Origin of the sequence: Streptomyces sp. NPDC058955 (assembly GCF_042741435.1) — a bacterium.
GTDB lineage: Bacteria > Actinomycetota > Actinomycetes > Streptomycetales > Streptomycetaceae > Streptomyces.
In genome coordinates this window covers 1-20,883 of record NZ_JBHYKM010000024.1, presented here as the reverse complement: position 1 = coordinate 20,883, position 20,883 = coordinate 1, and the positions used below count along the sequence as shown (strand labels likewise).

Sequence of the window (20,883 nt, the reverse complement as noted above, 5' to 3'; positions counted from 1 at the left end):
ATGGCCGACGGCCTGCAGCAGATCAAGAACTGGATCCTGGAGCGCCACCCGGAGCGCCAGGACATCGCCCCCGACCTCGACCTCATCGAGAACCGGCTCATCGACTCCCTCTCCTTCGTGGAGTTCGTCTTCCTCCTGGAGCAGGAGAGCGGCGTCTCCATCCAGATGGAGACCCTGGAGGTCGACGTCATCCGCACTCTCGCCGCCATCGAGCGGCACTTCTTCCCGGCCCAGGTGGAGGTGCAGGCATGAGCGGCGGCCGCCTCTTCACCTCGGAGTCCGTGACCGAGGGCCACCCCGACAAGATCGCCGACCGGATCAGCGACACGATCCTGGACGCGCTCCTGGCCCAGGACCCGGCGGCCCGCGTGGCCGTCGAGACGCTGATCACCACCGGCCAGGTCCACATCGCCGGCGAGGTCACCACCACCGCCTACGCGCCGATCGCCCAGCTCGTCCGGGACGCCGTCCTGGACATCGGCTACGACTCCTCCGCCAAGGGCTTCGACGGCGCCTCCTGCGGCGTCTCCGTCTCCCTCGGCGCCCAGTCCCCGGACATCGCGCAGGGCGTCGACACCGCGCACGAGGCGCGCGTCGAGGGCGCGGGCGACGAGCTGGCCGCCCAGGGCGCCGGCGACCAGGGCCTGATGTTCGGCTACGCCTGCGACGACACCGCCGAGCTGATGCCGCTGCCGATCGCCCTCGCGCACCGGCTCTCCCGCCGCCTCGCCGAGGTCCGCAAGGACGGCACCGTGCCGTACCTGCGCCCGGACGGCAAGACGCAGGTCACCATCGAGTACGACGGCGACCGCCCGGTCCGCCTCGACACCGTCGTCGTCTCCTCGCAGCACGCCGCCGACATCTCCGTCGAGGGCCTGCTCACCCCCGACGTGCGCGAGCACGTCGTCGAGCACGTCCTCAAGGAGCTCGTCGAGGAGGGCGTCGTCCTGGAGTCCGACGGCTACCGGCTGCTGGTCAATCCGACCGGCCGCTTCGAGGTCGGCGGCCCGATGGGCGACGCCGGCCTCACCGGCCGGAAGATCATCATCGACACGTACGGCGGCATGGCCCGGCACGGCGGCGGCGCCTTCTCCGGCAAGGACCCCTCGAAGGTGGACCGCTCGGCCGCGTACGCCATGCGCTGGGTCGCGAAGAACGTCGTCGCCGCGGGCCTCGCCCGCCGCTGCGAGGTGCAGGTCGCGTACGCCATCGGCAAGGCGGAGCCCGTGGGCCTGTTCGTCGAGACGTTCGGCACCGAGACCGTCCCCGTCGAGCGGATCCAGCGGGCCGTGAGCGAGGTCTTCGACCTCCGCCCGGCCGCGATCATCCGCGACCTGGACCTCAAGCGCCCGGTGTACGCGCAGACCGCCGCGTACGGCCACTTCGGCCGCGAACTCCCCGACTTCACCTGGGAGCGCACCGACCGCGTCGAGGCCCTGAAGAAGGCAGCGGAGGTCTGATCATGCGGATCGCTGTCACGGGTTCCATCGCGACCGACCATCTGATGACCTTCCCCGGCCTGTTCGGCGAGCAGCTGCTCGCCGACCGGCTCGACCGGGTCTCCCTGTCGTTCCTCGCCGACGACCTGGAGGTCAGGCGCGGCGGCGTGGCAGCGAACATCGCCTTCGGCCTGGGCGTGCTCGGCCTGCGTCCCGTCCTCGTGGGCGCGGTCGGCGCCGACTTCGAGCCGTACCGGGTCTGGCTGAAGGACCACGGCGTCGACACCGACGCGGTGCGGGTCAGCGACACCCTGCACACCGCCCGGTTCGTCTGTACCACCGACCGGGACCAGAACCAGATCGCCACCTTCTACGCGGGGGCGATGGCCGAGGCGCGCGAGATCGACCTCCGCGAGGTCGCCGCCCGCACCGGCCGCCCGGAGCTGGTCCTGGTCTCCCCGGACGACCCCGAGGCGATGCTCCGGCACACCCGCGCCTGCCGCGACCTCGGGATCCCGTTCGCCGCCGACCCCTCGCAGCAGCTCGCGAGGCTCGACGGCGAGCAGGTGCGGGAGCTGGTGGACGGGGCCCGGTTCCTGTTCACCAACGCGTACGAGACCGCCCTCCTGCTGGAGAAGACCGGCTGGACGGAGGCGGAGGTGCTGCGCCGGGCCGCCACCTGGGTCACCACCCACGGCGAGGCGGGCGTACGGATCCGGGGCGCGGGCCGCGACCCGCTCGCCGTCCCCGCCGTCCCCGTCCCCCGCGTGGTCGACCCGACCGGCGTCGGCGACGCCTTCCGGGCCGGCTTCCTCGCCGCCACCCTGTGGGGCGTCCCCGAGCGGTGCGCGGCCCGGCTGGGCTGCGCGGTCGCCGCGACCGTCCTCGACTCCGTCGGCACCCAGGAGTACCGGCTCCACCGGGAGCCGCTGCTCGACCGGATCACGGCCGCCTACGGCGACGGCAGCGCGGCGGCGCTCGTCCCGCACCTGAGGGGGCCGGCATGAGGCGCTCGCTGAGGGAGGAGTTCGCCCGGCGGGTCGTCGTCGCGGACGGCGCCATGGGCACCATGCTCCAGGCCGCCGATCCCACCCTGGACGACTTCACCGGCCTGGAGGGCTGCAACGAGATCCTGAACGTCACCCGGCCCGACCTGGTCGCCGCCGTCCACCGGGAGTACTTCGCGGCGGGCGTCGACTGCGTCGAGACGAACACCTTCGGCGCCAATCTGGCCGCGCTCGCCGAGTACGGCATCGAGGACCGCGTCCACGACCTGTCCGAGGCGGGCGCCCGGGTGGCCCGCGAGGTCGCCGACGCCTGCACCGCCGAGGACGGCCGGCCCCGCTGGGTCCTCGGCTCCATGGGCCCCGGCACCAAGCTGCCGACCCTCGGCCACGTCGCCTACGGGCCGCTGCGCGACGCCTACCAGCAGAACGCCGAGGGCCTGGTGCGCGGCGGCGCCGACGCCCTCCTCATCGAGACCTCGCAGGACCTGCTCCAGACGAAGGCGGCCGTCGTGGGCGCCCGCCGCGCCCTGGACTGGATCGGCCTCGACCTGCCGGTCATCGTCCAGGTGACCGTGGAGACCACCGGCACCATGCTCCTGGGCTCGGAGATCGGCGCCGCCCTGACGGCGCTGGAGCCGCTGGGCATCGACATGATCGGCCTGAACTGCGCCACCGGCCCGGCGGAGATGGCCGAGCACCTGCGCCACCTCGCCCGGCACGCCCGGATCCCGATCTCGGTGATGCCGAACGCGGGCCTGCCCGTCCTCACCTCCGAGGGCGCCCACTACCCGCTGGGCCCGGAGGAACTGGCGGACGCGCAGGAGGAGTTCGTTCGGACGTACGGGCCCGCGCTGGTCGGCGGCTGCTGCGGTACGACCCCGGCGCACCTGCGGGCCGTCGTGGACCGGGTGCGGGGCGCGGCCGTCCTGGACCGCAGCCCGGCCTCCGATCCGGGCGCGGCCTCCCTGTACGGCCACGTCCCGTTCCGGCAGGACACCTCGTACCTGGCGATCGGCGAGCGGACGAACGCGAACGGGTCGAAGAAGTTCCGCGAGGCCATGCTGGACGGCCGGTGGGACGACTGCGTGGAGATGGCGCGGGACCAGATCCGCGAGGGCGCGCACATGCTCGACCTGTGCGTGGACTACGTGGGCCGGGACGGCGTCGCCGACATGGAGGAGCTGGCCGGACGCTTCGCGACCGCCTCCACCCTCCCGATCGTCCTCGACTCCACCGAGGTGGACGTCCTGCGGGCCGGCCTGGAGAAGCTGGGCGGCCGCGCGGTCGTCAACTCGGTCAACTACGAGGACGGCGACGGCCCGGAGTCCCGCTTCGCGAAGGTCGCCGCGCTGGCCCGGGAGCACGGCGCCGCGCTGATGGCGCTGACCATCGACGAGGAGGGGCAGGCGCGGACGGCGGAGAAGAAGGTCGAGATCGCGGAACGCCTGATCGCCGACCTGACGACGAACTGGGGGATCCGCGAGTCCGACATCCTCATCGACACCCTGACCTTCACCATCTGCACCGGTCAGGAGGAGTCCCGGAAGGACGGCATCGCGACGATCGAGGCGATCCGCGAGCTCAAGCGCCGTCACCCGGACGTGCAGACCACGCTGGGGCTGTCGAACATCTCCTTCGGCCTCAATCCGGCGGCCCGGCTCGTCCTCAACTCGGTCTTCCTCGACGAGTGCGTGAAGGCCGGCCTGGACTCCGCCATCGTCCACGCCTCCAAGATCCTCCCCATCGCCCGGCTCGCACCCGAGCAGGTCGAGGTGGCGCTGGACCTCATCCACGACCGCCGGCGCGACGGCTACGACCCGCTCCAGCGGCTGCTGGAGCTCTTCGAGGGGGCGACCGCCCAGTCCCTCAAGGCCGGCAAGGCCGAGGAGCTGGCCGCGCTGCCGCTGGAGGAGCGGCTGAAGCGCCGGATCGTCGACGGCGAGAAGAACGGCCTGGAGGCCGACCTCGACGCGGCCCTCGCCGGGCGTCCCGCCCTGGAGATCGTCAACGAGGTGCTGCTCGACGGCATGAAGACGGTCGGCGAGCTGTTCGGCTCCGGGCGGATGCAGCTGCCGTTCGTGCTCCAGTCGGCCGAGGTCATGAAGACGGCCGTGGCTCATCTCGAACCCCACATGGAGAGGTCCGACGCCGACGGCAAGGGCACCATCGTGCTCGCCACCGTCCGCGGCGACGTCCACGACATCGGCAAGAACCTCGTCGACATCATCCTCTCCAACAACGGCTACGACGTCGTCAACATCGGCATCAAGCAGCCCGTCTCCGCGATCCTGGAAGCCGCCGAGGAGCACCACGCCGACGTCATCGGCATGTCCGGCCTCCTGGTGAAGTCCACCGTGATCATGAAGGAGAACCTGGAGGAGCTGAACGGCCGGGGACTCGCCGAGCGCTACCCCGTGATCCTCGGCGGCGCCGCCCTGACCAGGGCCTACGTGGAGCAGGACCTCCACGAGCTCTACCGGGGCGAGGTCCGCTACGCCCGCGACGCCTTCGAGGGCCTGCGGCTCATGGACGCGCTGATGGCGGTCAAGCGCGGCGTCCCCGGGGCCGCGCTCCCGCCGCTGAAGCAGCGGCGGGTGCCGAAGCGGGAGACCCCGCTGGAGGTGCGCGAGCCCGAGCCCGGCGGCCGCTCCGACGTCGCCACCGACAACCCCGTCCCCGAACCCCCCTTCCTCGGGACGAGGGTCGTCACCGGCATCCCGCTCGCCGACTTCGCCCCCTGGCTGGACGAGACGGCGCTCTTCAAGGGCCAGTGGGGGCTCAAGGACTCCGGGACGGTCGCGACGGAGGGCCGGCCCCGGCTGCGCGCCCTCCTGGACCGGATCGCGCGCGAGGACCTGGTGGAGGCGGCCGTCGTCTACGGCTGGTTCCCCTGTGTGTCCAAGGGCGACGACCTGATCGTCCTGGACGAGGACGGAGGCGAGCGGACCCGCTTCACCTTCCCCCGCCAGCAGCGGGGCCGCCGCCTCTGCCTCGCCGACTTCCACCGCGCCGAGGACTCCGGGGAGGTCGACACCGTCGCCCTCCAGGTCGTCACCGTCGGATCGAGGATCGGCGAGGAGACGGCCCGGCTCTTCGCCGCCGACGCCTACCGCGACTACCTCGAACTCCACGGCCTCTCCGTCCAGTTGGCGGAGGCCCTGGCCGAGTACTGGCACGCGCGCGTGCGCACCGAGTGGGGCATCGCCGGCGCCGACCCGGCCGGCCTGGACGGCATGCTCCGCACCGAGTACCAGGGCTGCCGCTACTCCCTCGGCTACCCGGCCTGCCCCGACCTGGAGGACCGGGCCAAGATCGCCGCGCTGCTGCGGCCGGAGCGGATCGGCGTGCACCTCTCCGAGGAGTTCCAGCTCCACCCCGAGCAGTCCACCGACGCGATCGTCGTCCACCACCCGGAGGCGAGCTACTTCAACGCGGGAGGCCGACGGCTGTGAACCCCACCTTCTCCTTCGAGTTCTTCCCGCCGAAGACCGACCGGGGCGAGCAGGCCCTGTGGGACGCGATCCGGCGCGTGGAGGCGCTGAAGCCGGACTTCGTCTCCGTGACGTACGGGGCGGGCGGCTCGTCCCGCGACCGGACCATCGACGTCACGAAGCGGATCGTCACCGAGACCACCCTGCGGCCCGTCGCCCACCTGACGGCCGTCGGGCACTCGGTCGCCGAGCTGCGGGCCATCATCGGCGCGTACGCGGACGCCGGCGTCCGGGACGTCCTCGTGCTGCGCGGCGACCCGCCCGGCGACCCGCGCGGGGCGTGGACCCCGCACCCGCAGGGCTTCACGTACGCCTACGAGCTGGTCGAGCTGGTACGCGAGCTGGGGGACTTCCGGATCGGCGTGGCGGCCTTCCCGGAGGGGCATCCGCGGTCCTTCGACGCGCGGAGCGACCTCGCGCACTTCGTCGCCAAGTGCCGGGCGGGCGCCGACTACGCCATCACGCAGATGTTCTTCGACCCGGAGGACTACCTGCGGCTGCGCGACCGGGTCGCCGCCGCCGGCTGCGACACCCCGATCATCCCGGAGATCATGCCGGCCACCGACGTCCGCCAGATCCGCCGCTTCGCCGAACTGAGCGACGCGGCCTTCCCCGAGGACCTGGCGCACCGCCTGGAGGCGGCGAAGGACGACCCGGCCGCCGCCTACCGCATCGGCGTCGAGCACGCCACGCGGATGGGCCTGCGGCTGCTCGACGAGGGCGCACCGGGCCTGCATTACATCACCCTCAACAAGTCGACCGCGGCCCTGGAAATCCACCGAACCATCCTGAGCGCAAGGAGAGTTGCAGCGCATGTCTGACTCCACCGACACCGCGTCCACCGACTACAGGGTCGCCGACATCGGCCTCGCGGACTTCGGCCGCAAGGAGATCACCCTCGCCGAGCACGAGATGCCCGGCCTGATGGCGATCCGCCGCGAGTACGCCGGGCAGCAGCCCCTCGCCGGCGCCCGGATCACCGGCTCCCTCCACATGACCGTGCAGACCGCCGTCCTCATCGAGACGCTGGTCGCGCTCGGCGCCGAGGTCCGCTGGGTGTCCTGCAACATCTACTCCACCCAGGACCACGCCGCCGCCGCGATCGCCGCCGTCGGCATCCCCGTCTTCGCCTGGAAGGGCGAGACCCTGGAGGAGTACTGGTGGTGCACCGAGCAGGCCCTGACCTGGCCCGGCGGCGACGGCCCCAACATGATCCTCGACGACGGCGGTGACGCCACCCTCCTCGTCCACAAGGGTGTGGAGTACCGCAAGACCGGTGTCCTGCCGGAGGCCGCGAACGAGGAACTGGCGGTCGTCCGCGCCCTGTTGGAGAACAGTCCGCTGGACTGGCCCGCGCTCGCCGCCGGCATCCGCGGCGTCACCGAGGAGACCACCACCGGCGTCCACCGTCTCTACGAGATGCACCGGGACGGCGTCCTCCTCTTCCCGGCGATCAACGTGAACGACGCCGTGACGAAGTCGAAGTTCGACAACAAGTACGGCTGCCGGCACTCGCTGATCGACGGCATCAACCGTGCCACGGACGTCCTCATCGGCGGCAAGACGGCCGTCGTCTGCGGCTACGGCGACGTCGGCAAGGGCTGCGCCGAGTCGCTGCGCGGCCAGGGCGCCCGGGTGATCGTCACCGAGATCGACCCGATCTGCGCGCTCCAGGCCGCGATGGACGGCTACCAGGTCGCCACCCTCGACGAGGTCGTCGAGACCGCCGACATCTTCATCACCACCACCGGCAACAAGGACATCATCATGGCGTCCGACATCGCCCGGATGAAGCACCAGGCGATCGTCGGCAACATCGGCCACTTCGACAACGAGATCGACATGGCCGGCCTCGCCGCCGTCCCCGGCATCGTGAAGGACGAGGTCAAGCCGCAGGTCCACACCTGGACCTTCCCCGACGGCAAGGTCGTCATCGTCCTGTCCGAGGGCCGCCTGCTGAACCTGGGCAACGCCACCGGCCACCCGTCCTTCGTGATGTCGAACTCCTTCGCGGACCAGACGCTGGCCCAGATCGAGCTGTTCACGAAGCCGGAGCAGTACCCGACCGACGTGTACACGCTGCCCAAGCACCTGGACGAGAAGGTCGCCCGCCTCCACCTGGACGCCCTCGGCGTCAAGCTGACCGTCCTCAGCGACGACCAGGCCGCCTACCTCGGCGTCCCCGTCGACGGCCCGTACAAGCCCGACCACTACCGCTACTGAGCCCGCATGTGTACCGACTGTCTGCCCGCCGTCCGCGACCCCTGGCTCCCGGACCGTCTCCTGCGGACCGAGCGGGACCTGCTGATGCCGCTGCTGCGCCGCACCCCCGAGGAGGCGTACGAGCTCCGCACCGCCTGCCCCGGCTGGACCGCCCGCCAGGTCCTCGCGCACTGCGCGGCGGCGCTGGTCCGGATCGTCGAGGGCCGCCTCGAAGAGGGCGTCTTCCTCCCCGAGGCCAACGCCTGCGACGTCGCCGAACGCGAGGACTGGCCGCTCGGCCGGATCCTCGACGAGCTGGAACGCGGCCTCACCGAGGCCGGACCGGTGATCGCGGCGCACGAGGACGGGCGGCTCGACGCGGTCGCCCTCGGCGAGTGGGTGCACGCCGGGGACGTCCGCGAGGCGTTCGGCGAGCCCGGCGCGTACTGCGGCGACGCCCTGGCCCTCGCCCTCCCGCTGCTCTGCGTCACCAGCCGCAGGCGGGAGACCCCGCGCCTGGTCGGCCGGCTCGCCGACCACGCGGGGGAGGTGGCCCTCGGCAACGAGATCGAGGGCCGCCCGCCCGCCCGCTTCGACGGCGACGCCGCCACCCTCATCCGCATCTACGCGGGCCGCCCCCTGGTCCGCACCCGGTACGCCCTCACCGGCGCCACCGAGCGGGAACTGCTGATCTACCGCTGACACCGCCCGGCCCCCGGGGGGTCTCGCCCGTTCGGTCCCCGTCGCGGTGCGGGCCCCCGGGGGCGGGGGTGTGCTGGGTCGTGACCCCCACCCCCGCACCCACGGGAGCAGCAGCATGGCCGTCATCGTCACCGTCGAGATCCCCGGCGGCACCCAGGAGCAGTACGAGTCCACGACGGGCCGGCTCACCGCCGCCGAGTGGTGGCCCCCGCAGGGCTTCCTCGCCCATGCGGCCGGCCCGGACGGGTCGGGCGGCTGGCGGGTCGTGGACTTCTGGGAGTCCGAGGAGGACTTCCTCGCCTTCGCGGCCCAGGCGCGCCCGATCTTCCAGGAGCAGGGCCTGCCGCCGATCCTGCCGAAGTTCCAGGAGGCGGTGAACGTCATCGTCGGCTGAGCCGGCGCGGACCCCGGGAACCGGGAAAACCCTTTGCGGGGCGGGCCGGTGGCGGCCCACCCTTCCCCCATGAGCAGTCACACCTCCCCCCGGCCCGTCGCGGAGCTGTTCTCCGCCGACGGCCGCCTCATCGCGATCCCGCGCCGCCCGGCCCGCCGTGCGGCGCTCCTCGCCCACCTCGCCGAGACCCTCTTCGAGTCCGGCCGCGTCTACCGCGAGACCGAGGTCAACGAGGCCCTGAAGACCGTCCACGAGGACTACCCCGCCCTCCGCCGCTACCTCGTCGTCGGCGGCCTGCTGGCCCGGACGAAGGACGGCGCGGCCTACCACCGACAGCAGACGACCCCGGCCGCCGGAGGCGCGATCCCCGCCGTCGCGTGACCGCCGCGGTGGTGGCCGGCCTGCTGGCCGGCTACGGCATCGCGATCCCGGTGGGCGCCGTCGGCGCGCACCTGGTGGCGGTCGCGGCCCGCAGCCCGTGGCGTACGGGGGCGGGCGCGGCGCTCGGCATCGCGACGGCCGACGGGGTGTACGCCCTGGTCGCGGTCGCCGGCGGGGCCGCGCTCGTGCCGCTCCTCGCGCCGGTGGCGGCGCCCCTGCGCTGGGTGTCCGCGGTCGTCCTGCTGGTCCTCGCGGCGGCCTCGGCCCGTACCGCGCTCCGCGCCCACCGCGCCGGGACCGCGCGGGACGAACGGCCGGTGACGGCCCCGCACCGCGCCTTCTGGACCTTCCTCGGGATCACGATCCTGAACCCGATGACGGTCCTCTACTTCACGGCCCTCGTCCTCGGCGGCCACGCCACGACGGGCCCGGCCGAGGCGGCCGTCTTCGTCGCCGCGGCGTTCGCCGCCTCGGCGAGCTGGCAGCTCCTCCTCGCCTCCACCGGCACCCTCCTCGGCCACGCCCTGACGGGCGCCCGCGCCCGGCTCCTCACGGGCCTGGCGTCGAGCGCCCTGATCGCGGTCCTCGCCGTGGGCCTGGTGGTCTGAGGGCGTCCCGCCGACCGGTTCCGGATTGCCCCGACGGGGGCGGACACGTCAAGATCCCCGCTGATCGTCCTGGAGATCGGGGGAGAACATGACGGGACGGGTACTGACGGGCGGGCTGCGCCGGAGACATCTGGCGATGATCGCGCTCGGCGGGGCCATCGGCGCCGGACTCTTCGTGGGATCGGGAGTGGGGATCGCGGCCGCAGGGCCGGGCATCCTCGTCTCCTACGTCCTCGCCGGCGCGCTCACCGTGCTGGTGATGCGGATGCTCGGCGACCTGTCCGCCGAGCATCCGGTCACCGGCTCCTTCGCGGAACACGCCCGGCGGGCCTTCGCCGGCTGGGCCGGGCTGCTCGCCGGCTGGATGTACTGGGCGCTGCTCGTCGTCAGCGTCGCCGCCGAGGCGATCGGCGCGGCCCGCATCGCCCACGGATGGCTCCCCGCCGTGCCCCCGTGGGCGTGGGTCGCCGTCTTCATGACCGTCTTCACCGCCGCCAACCTGACCGGCGTACGCCGCTTCGGCGAGCTGGAGTTCTGGTTCGCCGGCCTGAAGATCGCCGCCATCGCGGGCTTCCTGCTGCTCGGCGCCGCCGCCCTCGCCGGCCTCGTCGGCGGCTTCGCCGCGCCCGGGGCCGCGCACCTCACCGGCGCCGGCGGCTTCCTGCCGCACGGCTGGCACGGCGTCGCCGTCGGCATGGTCGCCGCTGTCTTCGCCTTCGGCGGCCTGGAGACCGTCACCATCGCCGCCGCCGAGTGCGAGGACCCGGCCCGCGCCGTCCGCACCGGCGTCCGCGCCGTCATGTGGCGGGTGGCCGTCTGCTACCTCGGCTCGATGGCCGTCATCGTCGCCCTCGTCCCCTGGAACGCGCCGGGCGTCGCCGACGGCCCGTACACCGCCGTCATGGAACGGATCGGCGTCCCCGGCGCCGCGGACGTCATGAGCGCCGTCGTCCTCGTCGCCCTGCTCTCCGCGATGAACGCCAACATCTACGGCTCCTCCCGCATGCTGTACGCCCTCGTCGGCCGCGGCGACGCCCCGCCCGTCCTCGGCCGCGTCCGCGCCGGCGTCCCGCACGCGGCCGTCCTCGCCTCGGCCGCCTTCGGCTTCGCCTCCGTGGCGCTCAGCCTGCTGTGGCCGCGCACGGTCTTCCCGTTCCTGCTGAACTCGATCGGCGCGGCCATCCTGATCGTCTGGGCCCTGATCGCCGGCTCCCACCTGCGCCTGCGCGGCCCCTCCGGCGCCTCGCTCACCGCGCTCGCCGGCATCGGAGCCGTCCTGCTCTTCATGCTCGGCGACCCCGCGAGCCGCACCCAGCTGCTCACCACGGGCGGGTGGGCGGCGGCGCTGCTGGTGTGGGCGGCGGTCAGGCGCCGGTGGCGTACCGCGCCAGGAACAGGTCCACTCCCGAGCCGATGACCCGCTCCAGCTCGGCCTCCTCGATCTCCGCGTCCGGGGAGAAGGTCCGCACGAGCTGCGGCACCCCGACCGTCGCCGCGACCAGCTGCTGCACGGCCAGCTTCGGGTCCGGCGCGTCGAGGACGCCCCGGTCGTGCAGCTCGGTGAACGCCTCGACCAGCGGCCCGTTGTTCATGTCGTAGCTGACGCGGTACCAGAGCTGGCCGAGCTGCGGGAACCGGTCGATCTCGCCGATGACGAGCCGCCGCAGCGACATGATGTCCGGCCGCAGCAGGATCCGCGCCCAGTCCGTCGTCAGCTTCACCAGCGCGGACCGCAGGTCGGGGGCGGCGGCGATGGTGGAGTTGGTCGGCTCCAGGTCCGCGTACGTCTTCGGCAGCACTCCGCCGATGACCGCCAGGAACAGCCGCTCCTTGCTGCCGAAGTGCTTGTAGATCGTCGCCTTCGACACCCCGGACCGGGCCGTGATCGCGTCCATCGACGCCGCCGAGTACCCCTCCGCCAGGAACTCCGTCAGCGCGGCGTCGATGATCGCCTGCCGCTTCCGCGAGGCCGCGTCGGCGGGATCCGGGATGACCGGGATCCCGTACTCGTCGAGGACGTCCTTGCTGGCGGCCATGGCGGTACGTCCTCGGGGTAGGGGAGGGGGCGGCCCAGTATATGAACTGAACGGTTCGGTCTGCAAAGGTCGGTTCCGGTTCTCCGCCGCGGCCGGGGCGTCAGACGAAGAAGCTGTCGTGCTTCACCAGGAACGCGGCCCGGTCCTCCTCGCTCATCCCCGCCAGGTCGCCCATCCGCTCGAAGTACTCCTCCCGGGGCGCGCCCGGCGCGAACAGCATCAGCATCGACGCGGGCTCCCCGGACTCGTTCCGGAAGGCGTGCAGTCCGCCGACGGGCACGTAGAGGTGGTCGCCGGAGCGGGCGTCCACCCACCGCTCGCCGTCGAAGACCCGGATCGTCCCGGAGAGCACGAAGAACGCCTCCGACATCGCCTTGTGGAAGTGGGTCGCGGGCCCGGCCGACTCGGGCCCCATGTCCACCCGGTAGAGCCCGTACTCGCCCTGGGTGGAGAGCGTGGTGGAGAGGTAGTGGTACGCGGCGGGCGCTGCGCCCGTGGCGACGAAGTCGGGCGGGGTGTCGGCGGGCCGGAAGCGGGCGCTGATCTCGCCGTGGTCGCCGAAGTAGCGGGGATCGGGGTAGGACATGAGGACTCCGTTCGTCAGTAGAGGGTGGCGGCGAGCGCCGGGCCGGCGGCCACGCCCACCAGGAAGGCGAAGTTGAAGAGGCCGATGGCCTTGTCGTGCAGTCTCCCGGGCAGCCCCTCCGTGGAGGCGCCGGTGAGCAGCCCCTGCCCGGCGGCGGTGGCGAGCGAGCTCACCCCGGACCCGAGCAGCACGACCCAGGCCCAGGGCCCGCCCGCGGTGAGCACGACGGCGAGGACGCCCCCGAGGGCGAGCACCCACGACCGGGCCCGCGCCCGGACGAGCACCCAGGACAGCAGCGCCCCGACGAGCGAGGCGACGGCGGCGAACGCCCCGGTCTGCACGACGCCCCACCCGGCCAGCTCGCCGGCCCGCCGGGGACCGGCGTACATGAGGCCGAAGTTGGCGGTGGACAGCACGAGCATGAGCCCGGCGGAGGAGAGGAACGCGGGGGAGCGGAGGGCTGTCGCCGTCCCGCCGCGGGCCGGCCGCGGCCCCGCGTTCCCAGGGGCCTCCGCACCCAGGCCCCGCACCCACCCGAGAACGACCACGCTCAGCACCGGCAGCACCAACGCCCCCCGCCAGTCGACGCCCGCCGCGATCGCCGCCCCGCCGAAGAGCCCGGCCGTCCCGCCCACCGCGCTGCCGATGGCGACGAGTCCGGCGGACCGGCCGCTCCGGTCGCGGCCGGCGAGCTGGAAGGCCGCCACGTTGAACCCGGCCGCGCCGGCCGCGAGCAGCGCCCGCCCGGCGAGGGCGGCGCCGAAGCCCGGTACGAGGAGGACGAGCGCCGTCCCGGCGACGACGAGCCCCGCCGCCACCCGCAGCGTCCCGCCCGGCCCGCTCCGCCGTCCGGCGGCGGTGAGCAGTGGCGTGCCGGCGGCCATGCCGATCCCGAAGACCGTCAGGAGCCAGGTGGCCGTGCCGACCGACACCCCGAGCGCGGCCGCGGCCTCGGGCACCACGAGCGCGGGCCCGGACACCCCGGCCGCGGCGGGCGCGGCGAGGGCGGCGAGCGCCGCCCCCCGTCCCCGTACGACCGCCCCTGGCGCGGTGGCGACCGCCGCTCCGGCCGTCACGCCGCACCGCCCACGGGTATCCGCCCGTCGGGAACGGTGAACTCGGCGCTCTCGGACCCCCGTTGAGGGCCCACTCTCGTCGTCGTCATGCACCGAGAGAACTACACCGTTCGGTTCACTGTCAAGACTGAACCGTTTGGTTGACACCCTGAACCGTTCGGTTTACGTTTCGGGGCATCCCGGCGCCGCTGCCAAGGCGCCCTCATCCAGGGGGACTTCATGACCGCAACCGTGCTGGCCATCTCCGGCTCGCTCCGCGCCGACTCGCACAACACGCTCCTGCTGCACGCCGCCCGCAAGTTCAACCCCGGCGGCCTCGACATCGAGATCTACGAGGACCTGCGGGAGATCCCGCCGTACGACCAGGACCTCGACCACCCCGACCGCCGCCCGGCCGCCGTGGCGGAACTGCGCCGGCGGGTCGCGGAGGCGGACGGGATCCTCATCGCCACCCCCGAGTTCAACTACTCGGTCCCGGGCGTCCTGAAGAACGCGCTCGACTGGGTCTCCACCGACTGGACCCGCACGGAGGGCCTGCCGCTGCACCGCAAGCCGATCGCGATCCTCGGCGCCGCGCCCACCAACTTCGGCACGGTGCGGGCGCAGTTGGCGCTGCGGCAGGTCTTCGTCTGGACCGACAGCGACGTCGTGGTGAAGCCGGAGGTCCACCTCTTCCGCTCGCACGAGCGCTTCGACGCGGACGGCACGCTGACCGACGAGACCTCGATCGGCCTCCTCCGCGACCTCCTGACCGCCCTCAGGTCCAGGATCGAGGCCCGGTCGTGACGGCCACCGCCACCTACGTCGGCACGGCGACGCTCCTCCTCCGGCTGGGCGGCCTCGCGGTCCTCACGGACCCGGCCTTCGACCCGGCCCCGGCGGAGTACCCCGGCGCCCGCCCCCTCCGCCGCACCGCGGGTCCGGCGCTCACCCCCGCCGAACTCCCGCCCCTCGACCTGGTCCTCCTCTCCCACGACCAGCACGCCGACAACCTCGACGTCTCCGGCCGCGAGGTCCTGGCCGGCGCCCCCCTGGTCCTGACGACCCCGGAGGCGGCGGCCCGGCTGGGCGGCCGCGCGGTGGGCCTGGAGCCCTGGCGGTCCCACACCCTGCCGGCCCCCGACGGCACCGCGCTCACGGTCACCGCCGTCCCGGCCCGGCACGGCCCCGAGGGCACCGAACACGTCACGGGCCCGGTCACCGGCTTCGTCCTCACCCACGAGGACAGGACGCTCTACGTCTCCGGCGACACGACCCGCCACGCGGCCCTGGACGACCTCGCCACGCGGTTCGCCGTCGACACGGCCTTCCTGCACCTGGGCGACGCCCACTTCCCGAGCACGGGCGACCGTTCCTTCTCCCTCAGCGCGCAGGAGGGCGCGGCCCTGGCCCGCACCCTGGGCGCCCGCACGGTGATCCCCCTCCACTACGAGGGCTGGACCCACTTCACCGAACCCCGCGCCGCCATCGAGGCGGCCTTCCCGCCGCCCGGCACGGGCACCCCCTACCTCCGCTTCCTCCGGCCGGGCGTGGCGGAGAGCGTCTGAACGGCGACGGCGGCGCCCACCGCCAGGGCGGTGCCGCCGGCCATGAGGCCGCAGCGGGAGCGCCAGGAGAGGGCCGACCACTGCGACTCCGCCGACAGGAGCGAACCGAGGCTCGCCCAGGAGCCCACGGAGAGGACGGAGGCGGCCGAGCCGACCGAGCCGATGGACAGGAACGAGCCGACCGAGCCGATCGACAGCGTCGAGCCGACCGAGCCGATCGACAGGAAGGAGTTCCGGGAAGCGAGGGACCAGCGGGAACCGTCAGCGCTCATGGACCGATCGTAGGCACGGAGCCCTATCCGGCGCAGGCCGGCAGGAATTCCAGGCCCTCCGGCGTGCCGAACCGGACGACCGCGAGGTACGCCTCCGGGTAGTCGCACCCGAGGTCGGTCCACTGCAGCGCGAAGAACGTCCACACGGCGAAACCCGCGAGGAACCACCATCCCCAACCCTTTGACATGTCCGGCTCGTACCCGTGGGGCCGCCGGAGGAACCGGGTCCCCGGCGGCCCTCTTCGGGCGGCCCCTTCGGACGGGCGTCAGCGGCGCGGCGTCACGGAGCCGGCGTACACGTTCTTCGGGGTGATGACGCCGGTGACCGCGCGGGCCACGAGGGTGGACGGCTCCTGCCCGCCGCTGAACGCGTCCGTGGTGAGCATCAGGACGAGGGTGGCCTTCTGCGACGGGAGGTACACGGTGACCGTCTCGTACCCGGGCAGCGAGCCGTTGTGGCCGATCCAGCCGTTGGTGTTCAGGATCCCGAGGCCGTACGAGGTGCCCGGGAAACCGGTCGGGAGGGTCTTCATGCGCTGCGCCTGCGTCGCCGGGCTCAGCAGCCCGCCGGTGGCGAGGACGGGCGCCCAGCGGCGCAGGTCGTCGAGGTCGGAGATCATCGCGCCGGCCGACCACGCCCAGCTCGGGTTCCAGTCCGTCGCGTCGGCGACGGTGCCGTCCAGGGTCTGGTCGGTGTAGCCGCGGGCGTGCGGCAGCGGGAACTCGGCGCCCTTCGGCAGGAAGGTGTGCCGCAGCCCCGCCGGACGCACGACGTCCTCGTGGAGCACGTCCGCGAGCCGGCGGCCGGTGACCTTCTCGACGACCAGGCCGAGCAGGACGAGGTTGGAGTTGGAGTACTGGAAGGTGGCGCCGGGCGCGAAGGTGTTGGCGTGCCGGTAGCCGTACGAGAGCGCCTCCCACGGCTCGAACGGGCGCTCCGGCGCGCTCAGCAGGTCCCGGATGAAGTCCGGGTCGGACGTGTACGGGAACAGGCCGCTGCGCATCTCGGCGAGGTGCCGCAGCGTGATGCGGTGGCCGTTCGGCACGCCCCGCACGTAGTCGTCGATCGGATCGTCGAGCCCGACCTTCCCCTCGTCGACGAGCCGGAGGAGCGCGGTGACGGTGAAGGTCTTCGTCTCGCTGCCGATCCGGATGTACCCGTCGGCGGACATCGGCGCGCCGGTCCGCTTGTCCGCGACGCCGGTGGCCCGGACGTAACACCCCTTGCCCGGCATCCAGATCCCGACGACGAGACCGGGGATCCCGGCCTCCCGCCGGACCTTCTCGACGGTGGAGTCGAGCCGGGCGGTGGTGGCGGCCGGGAGGGCGTCGCCCTCCGGGCAGCGCTCGCCGGCGCCGTGCCGGACGGGGACCGGGGCGGCCGCCGTGGCCGGGAGCGCGGCGGGGGCGAGGGCGGTGGCCGCGAGGAGCAGGGCGGTCGCGAGGACGCGTCGTCTGGGTCGCATGGGGGTCAGACCAGCACCGGGAGGCGGGGGCGGAGGGCGGCTGGGGGCGGGGGCGGTACGAGTCCACCCGTACGGCCTCCGCGTGCGGGGGAACCGGCGAAGGGCCCGGTGTCGTCCCCCCGGGAACCGTCACAAGATCCACTCCCCGGAGGCTCCCCGCGCATGACCAGCACCTCTTCCACCGGCAACACGGCCACCCGCTACCTCTACCTCACCCGGCACGGCGAGGCCACGCCCGACGAGACCGCGCTGACGGAGACGGGCCGCCGCCAGGCCGCCCTGCTCGGCGAACGGCTCCGGGGCGCGCCGCTGACCGCCATCCACCACGGGCCGCTCGCCCGGGCGGCGGAAACGGCGCGGCTGGTCGGCGAGCGGCTCGACGGCGTCCCGGTACGCGTCGCGGAGGCGGCCGGCGACTACGTCCCCCACCAGCCCTCCCGGGACGAACTTCCGGCCGCCGGCGCCGACGCGATGCTCGGGTTCCTGGAGCAGTTCCCGGCGGAGGAGCGGGCGCGGGGCGCGGAACTGGCGGCGGAGGCGGTCGCGCGCTTCACCGGACCCGTCGCGGGCGACGAGCCCGTCCACGAGCTCGTCGTCACGCACAACTTCCTCGTGGGGTGGCTGGTGCGGGCGGCGCTGGACGCGCCGGAGTGGCGGTGGATGGGCCTCAACCACGCGAACGCGGCGCTGACGGTGATCCGTTACGCCCCCGGCCGCCCCCCGGCCCTCCTCCTCTACAACGACACCGGCCACCTCCCCACCCCCCTCCGCTGGACGGGCCTCCCCCCGACCGACCACATCTGACCCTGCGGAAGGCCGGCCCATGTGGAGGGGCGGCGATGCGGCACCGTTCGGAAGGCCGGGTCAGTCGATGTGGACGGTCTGGAAGGCTTCCGCCATGCGGCCCGCCGGGAGGCCCGCCGCCCTCGCGTGTTCCGAGAGCCACGCCCGCAACAGCCCCGCCAGGTCGTCGAAGTGGGCCGTCTGCGACGTGTGGATCCGCAGCGCCTCGACCTTCCGGTCGAAGACGGACGTGACGTCGACGTACTGGTTCGGCGTCGGGCCCGTCATGAGCCACAGTTCGTGGACGATCCACGGTTCGAGCCCCTCGTCCCGCAGGAGCGAGGGGTGCGCGAAGGGGTTCCGCGCCTCGGGATAGATCGCGCGCAGGCACGCGTCGCCGACGGCCCGGTGGTCGGGGTGGAGGTCGGCGACCCGGGCCCAGTTGATCTCGGGGGAGGGGATGATGGCCCGCTGCGGCCGGACCTCCCTGATCACCCGGCACAGATCGCGCCGCAGCTCGACGCTGGGCTCGACGAAGCTGTCCGGGTAGCCGAGGAAGCGGACGTCGGCGACGCCGCTCAGCTTGGCCGAGTGGACCTGTTCGGCGCGGCGCAGGTCCGCCATCGCCTGCCGGGGGAGCAGCGGGTCGTATCCGCCGGCGCCGCCGTCGGTGACGATGCAGTACGTGACGCGGGTGCCGCGCTCGATCCACCGCATGACGGTGCCGCTGACGCAGAACTCGATGTCGTCCGGGTGCGCGGCCACCACCAGCAGTGATTCCGGCGCGCTGCGGAAGGTCGGGGGGTCGGTCGCGAAGTCCTCCATGGCTCCAGCCTGTTGGGGGTGGAGGGGCGTCGCAAGGCCAACCCGTGGCGTGAACAGGACATGGCACTTACGCGCCATTCAAAAAATTGGTAGATTCAAATCAAGGGTCGGTCGGGGGGAACTCCCGCCCGCTCCACCGCAGTGACTTCGGACGACGACACGGAGGCGACCGGCATGTGCAGGATTCTCGGCTCCTTCGCCGCCGGGGCGGACCGCCCCGACCCGGCCGCGCTCGCCTCCGCCTCGGCGCGCCAGCGCCACGGCGGCCCCGACGAACACCGGGTGCTCAGCGGCCCCGGCTGGTCCCTCGGCTGCGACCGGCTCGCCGTCACCGACCCGCGCGGCGGGCAGCAGCCCTACCGGCTGCCCCACCTCCCCGGCGTCCTCGCCGTCCTCAACGGCGAGATCTACAACCACGCCGAGCTCCGCCGCGCCCTCGCCGCCCGCGGCCACCGCTTCCCCGACCGCTGCGACGGCACCGTCCTGCCCGCCCTCTACGCCGAGTACGGGCCCGCCTTCGCCGAGCACCTCGACGGCATGTTCGCCGTCGCCGTCCTCGACCTGCGGCCCGGCCGCACCCAACTCGTCCTCGCCGTCGACGACATGGGCATGAAGCCGCTCCACCTCCACCACGACCCCGACGACGGCTCCACCCGCTTCGCCTCCGAGATCCCCGCGCTCCTCGCCTTCGGCGGCGTACGGTTCAGCCCGCGCGACGACTCCCTCGACACCGTCCTCGCCACCCGTACCTCCTTCGCCACCGGCACCGTCCTCGACGGCGTCAGCGTCCTCCCGCCCGGCGCCACCGCGCTCGTCCGGCCCGGCGCCGCGCCCGTCGTCCGCCGTCGCGGCCCGCACCGGGCCGTACCCGTCGGCGACACCCAGGACGTGCTGCGCCGCGAGGTCCGCCGGCTCGCCGACGCCGACGTCCCCGTCTGCGCCGTCACCAGCGGCGGCCTCGACTCCGGGCTCGTCACCGCCCTCGCCGCCGAGCACGCCCGCGAGACCGACGCGCCCCCGCTGCACACCTTCCACCTCACCTACCGCGGCAACTGGCCCGGCTCCGAGGCCGCCCACGCCCGCTCCGTCGCGCGCCGCGCCCGCACCGTCCACCACGAGATCGCCCTCGACCCCGACGAGCTCCCCTCCCTCCTCACCCGCACCGTCCGCCACCTCGGCCAGCCCAACGCCGACCCCATCACCCTCTCCACCTACGCCCTCTTCCGCGCCGTCCGCCACAGCGGCTTCACCGTCGCGCTGACCGGCGACGGCGCGGACGAACTCTTCGGCGGGTACGACCGGATGGCGGCGGCCCTCGCCGCCCCGCCGGGCGCCGACTGGGCGGCCGCCTACACCGACGCGCTCGCCGCCGCGCCGCGCCTGCTGCGCGAGCACCTGTACACGGCCGACTACCGCGCCCACATCGCCGACACGGGCTCCGCCGCCGACCGCGTCGAGCAGGAGCTGCGCTCGGCGGAGGCGGTCGGGGCGGACCGGGTCACCGCGATGACCGCCCTGGAGACGCGGTGGCGGCTGCCCGCGTACCACCTGCGGCGCGTCGACCACCTGGCGATGGCCTGGGCCGTCGAGACGCGGCTCCCCTTCTGCCAGCCGGCCGTCGTCACCCACGCGCGGTCGCTGCCGGCGGCGGCGCGCACGGGCAAGCGGGCGCTGTACGAAGCGGGCGCGGACCTCCTTCCGGCGGCGGTCCTGCGCCGCCCCAAGCAGCCCTTCACCCTCCCCGTCGAGGCGATGATCGCGCCCGGCGGCCCGCTCCTCGACACGGTCCGCGAACTCCTCTCCCCGGCGCGGCTCGTCCTCGGCGGCAAGGTCCGCGCGGACCGCGTCGCCCGCCTCCTGGCGCGCCAGCTGGACCGCCCCAACCGCGCCGACGCCCAGGCGCTGTGGGCCCTGGCGGTCCACGAACTCTGGACCGACATCGTCCGCACCCTCCAAATCCCCACCGACTGTGCCGCCGCCTGACCCGCCGCCCGCTGTGGGCCTGCGTTCCGCCGGGGGGGGGAGTGGGGGGGTGGAGGTGGGGGCGCGGGGCCGCGCCCCCGGGGCG

Annotated in this window: 22 protein-coding genes; 15 read left to right on the top strand and 7 right to left on the bottom strand. The window is 73.7% G+C overall.

The annotated features are described in order from the left end of the window. The 11 genes from ACFW1I_RS12390 (at position 1) to ACFW1I_RS12340 (ending at position 11,641) form a co-directional block, all read left to right on the top strand. Entirely contained in the window at positions 1–252 is a 252-nt protein-coding gene (locus ACFW1I_RS12390) for a phosphopantetheine-binding protein (protein ID WP_384669144.1), read from the top strand. Beyond that, positions 249–1,460, top strand: a complete 1,212-nt coding sequence (gene metK, locus ACFW1I_RS12385) for a methionine adenosyltransferase (protein ID WP_384669142.1) — start codon at positions 249–251, stop codon at positions 1,458–1,460. The genes ACFW1I_RS12390 and metK overlap by 4 nt, the downstream gene beginning before the upstream one ends. A 2-nt stretch (positions 1,461–1,462) precedes the next feature. Continuing rightward, complete coding sequence (locus ACFW1I_RS12380; protein ID WP_384669141.1) at positions 1,463–2,446, top strand: carbohydrate kinase family protein; 984 nt, start codon at positions 1,463–1,465, stop codon at positions 2,444–2,446. Continuing rightward, on the top strand, positions 2,443–5,898 hold the full coding sequence (metH, locus tag ACFW1I_RS12375; protein ID WP_384669139.1) for a methionine synthase: 3,456 nt from the start codon (positions 2,443–2,445) through the stop codon (positions 5,896–5,898). The genes ACFW1I_RS12380 and metH overlap by 4 nt, the downstream gene beginning before the upstream one ends. Then, a complete protein-coding gene (metF, locus tag ACFW1I_RS12370) occupies positions 5,895–6,758 on the top strand; it encodes a methylenetetrahydrofolate reductase [NAD(P)H] (protein WP_384669138.1) in 864 nt (287 codons plus the stop codon). The genes metH and metF overlap by 4 nt, the downstream gene beginning before the upstream one ends. After that, positions 6,751–8,160 carry an adenosylhomocysteinase gene (gene ahcY / locus ACFW1I_RS12365; RefSeq protein ID WP_384669136.1) on the top strand — a complete coding sequence of 470 codons (1,410 nt, stop codon included), beginning with the start codon at positions 6,751–6,753 and terminating at the stop codon, positions 8,158–8,160. The genes metF and ahcY overlap by 8 nt, the downstream gene beginning before the upstream one ends. A gap of 6 nt (positions 8,161–8,166) precedes the next feature. Further along, positions 8,167–8,841 (top strand): maleylpyruvate isomerase family mycothiol-dependent enzyme, encoded by a 675-nt coding sequence (locus ACFW1I_RS12360; RefSeq protein ID WP_384669135.1) that lies wholly within the window; start codon positions 8,167–8,169, stop codon positions 8,839–8,841. Between the two features lie 115 nt (positions 8,842–8,956). Beyond that, positions 8,957–9,235 (top strand): hypothetical protein, encoded by a 279-nt coding sequence (locus ACFW1I_RS12355; RefSeq protein ID WP_384669133.1) that lies wholly within the window; start codon positions 8,957–8,959, stop codon positions 9,233–9,235. 69 nt (positions 9,236–9,304) lie between these two features. Further along, the gene (locus ACFW1I_RS12350) at positions 9,305–9,616 is read left to right on the top strand and encodes a DUF2087 domain-containing protein (RefSeq protein ID WP_384669132.1); all 312 of its coding nucleotides are present in this window, start codon (positions 9,305–9,307) and stop codon (positions 9,614–9,616) included. Then, complete coding sequence (locus ACFW1I_RS12345; RefSeq protein WP_384669130.1) at positions 9,613–10,224, top strand: LysE family transporter; 612 nt, start codon at positions 9,613–9,615, stop codon at positions 10,222–10,224. The genes ACFW1I_RS12350 and ACFW1I_RS12345 overlap by 4 nt, the downstream gene beginning before the upstream one ends. A gap of 88 nt (positions 10,225–10,312) precedes the next feature. Beyond that, complete coding sequence (locus ACFW1I_RS12340) at positions 10,313–11,641, top strand: amino acid permease (protein WP_384669128.1); 1,329 nt, start codon at positions 10,313–10,315, stop codon at positions 11,639–11,641. Here the strand turns inward: ACFW1I_RS12340 and ACFW1I_RS12335 are convergent. The 3 genes from ACFW1I_RS12335 to ACFW1I_RS12325 form a co-directional block, all read right to left on the bottom strand. Next, positions 11,589–12,260, bottom strand: a complete 672-nt coding sequence (locus ACFW1I_RS12335) for a TetR/AcrR family transcriptional regulator (protein ID WP_384669127.1) — start codon at positions 12,258–12,260, stop codon at positions 11,589–11,591. The genes ACFW1I_RS12340 and ACFW1I_RS12335 overlap by 53 nt on opposite strands. Before the next feature lie 100 nt (positions 12,261–12,360). Beyond that, positions 12,361–12,846 (bottom strand): cupin domain-containing protein, encoded by a 486-nt coding sequence (locus ACFW1I_RS12330; RefSeq protein WP_384669125.1) that lies wholly within the window; start codon positions 12,844–12,846, stop codon positions 12,361–12,363. A 14-nt stretch (positions 12,847–12,860) separates the two neighbouring features. Continuing rightward, positions 12,861–13,922: an MFS transporter gene (locus tag ACFW1I_RS12325; protein WP_384669123.1), complete on the bottom strand. Its 1,062-nt coding sequence runs from the start codon at positions 13,920–13,922 to the stop codon at positions 12,861–12,863. Positions 13,923–14,141: 219 nt separating this feature from the next. On the opposite strand from ACFW1I_RS12325, the gene ACFW1I_RS12320 reads away from it, so the two are divergent. Further along, positions 14,142–14,708 (top strand): NADPH-dependent FMN reductase, encoded by a 567-nt coding sequence (locus ACFW1I_RS12320; RefSeq protein ID WP_384669122.1) that lies wholly within the window; start codon positions 14,142–14,144, stop codon positions 14,706–14,708. After that, complete coding sequence (locus tag ACFW1I_RS12315; protein WP_384669120.1) at positions 14,705–15,469, top strand: MBL fold metallo-hydrolase; 765 nt, start codon at positions 14,705–14,707, stop codon at positions 15,467–15,469. The genes ACFW1I_RS12320 and ACFW1I_RS12315 overlap by 4 nt, the downstream gene beginning before the upstream one ends. Here ACFW1I_RS12315 and ACFW1I_RS12310 read toward each other — a convergent pair. From ACFW1I_RS12310 to ACFW1I_RS12300, 3 genes are all read right to left on the bottom strand, one after another. Beyond that, entirely contained in the window at positions 15,427–15,741 is a 315-nt protein-coding gene (locus ACFW1I_RS12310) for a hypothetical protein (protein WP_384669119.1), read from the bottom strand. The genes ACFW1I_RS12315 and ACFW1I_RS12310 overlap by 43 nt on opposite strands. 23 nt (positions 15,742–15,764) lie before the next feature. Then, entirely contained in the window at positions 15,765–15,929 is a 165-nt protein-coding gene (locus tag ACFW1I_RS12305) for a hypothetical protein (RefSeq protein WP_384669117.1), read from the bottom strand. Between the two features lie 78 nt (positions 15,930–16,007). Next, on the bottom strand, positions 16,008–17,207 hold the full coding sequence (locus ACFW1I_RS12300; RefSeq protein ID WP_384669116.1) for a serine hydrolase domain-containing protein: 1,200 nt from the start codon (positions 17,205–17,207) through the stop codon (positions 16,008–16,010). Between the two features lie 162 nt (positions 17,208–17,369). Here ACFW1I_RS12300 and ACFW1I_RS12295 point away from each other — a divergent pair, with 162 nt between their 5' ends. Continuing rightward, positions 17,370–18,011, top strand: coding sequence for a histidine phosphatase family protein (locus ACFW1I_RS12295; protein WP_384669114.1), 642 nt, complete (start codon positions 17,370–17,372; stop codon positions 18,009–18,011). Between the two features lie 60 nt (positions 18,012–18,071). Here the strand turns inward: ACFW1I_RS12295 and ACFW1I_RS12290 are convergent, their stop codons facing one another. After that, complete coding sequence (locus ACFW1I_RS12290; RefSeq protein ID WP_384669112.1) at positions 18,072–18,815, bottom strand: PIG-L deacetylase family protein; 744 nt, start codon at positions 18,813–18,815, stop codon at positions 18,072–18,074. 174 nt (positions 18,816–18,989) lie between these two features. Between ACFW1I_RS12290 and asnB the strand changes: the two genes are divergently transcribed. Continuing rightward, entirely contained in the window at positions 18,990–20,798 is a 1,809-nt protein-coding gene (asnB, locus tag ACFW1I_RS12285; protein ID WP_384669111.1) for an asparagine synthase (glutamine-hydrolyzing), read from the top strand. The last annotated feature ends 85 nt before the right edge of the window (positions 20,799–20,883 follow it).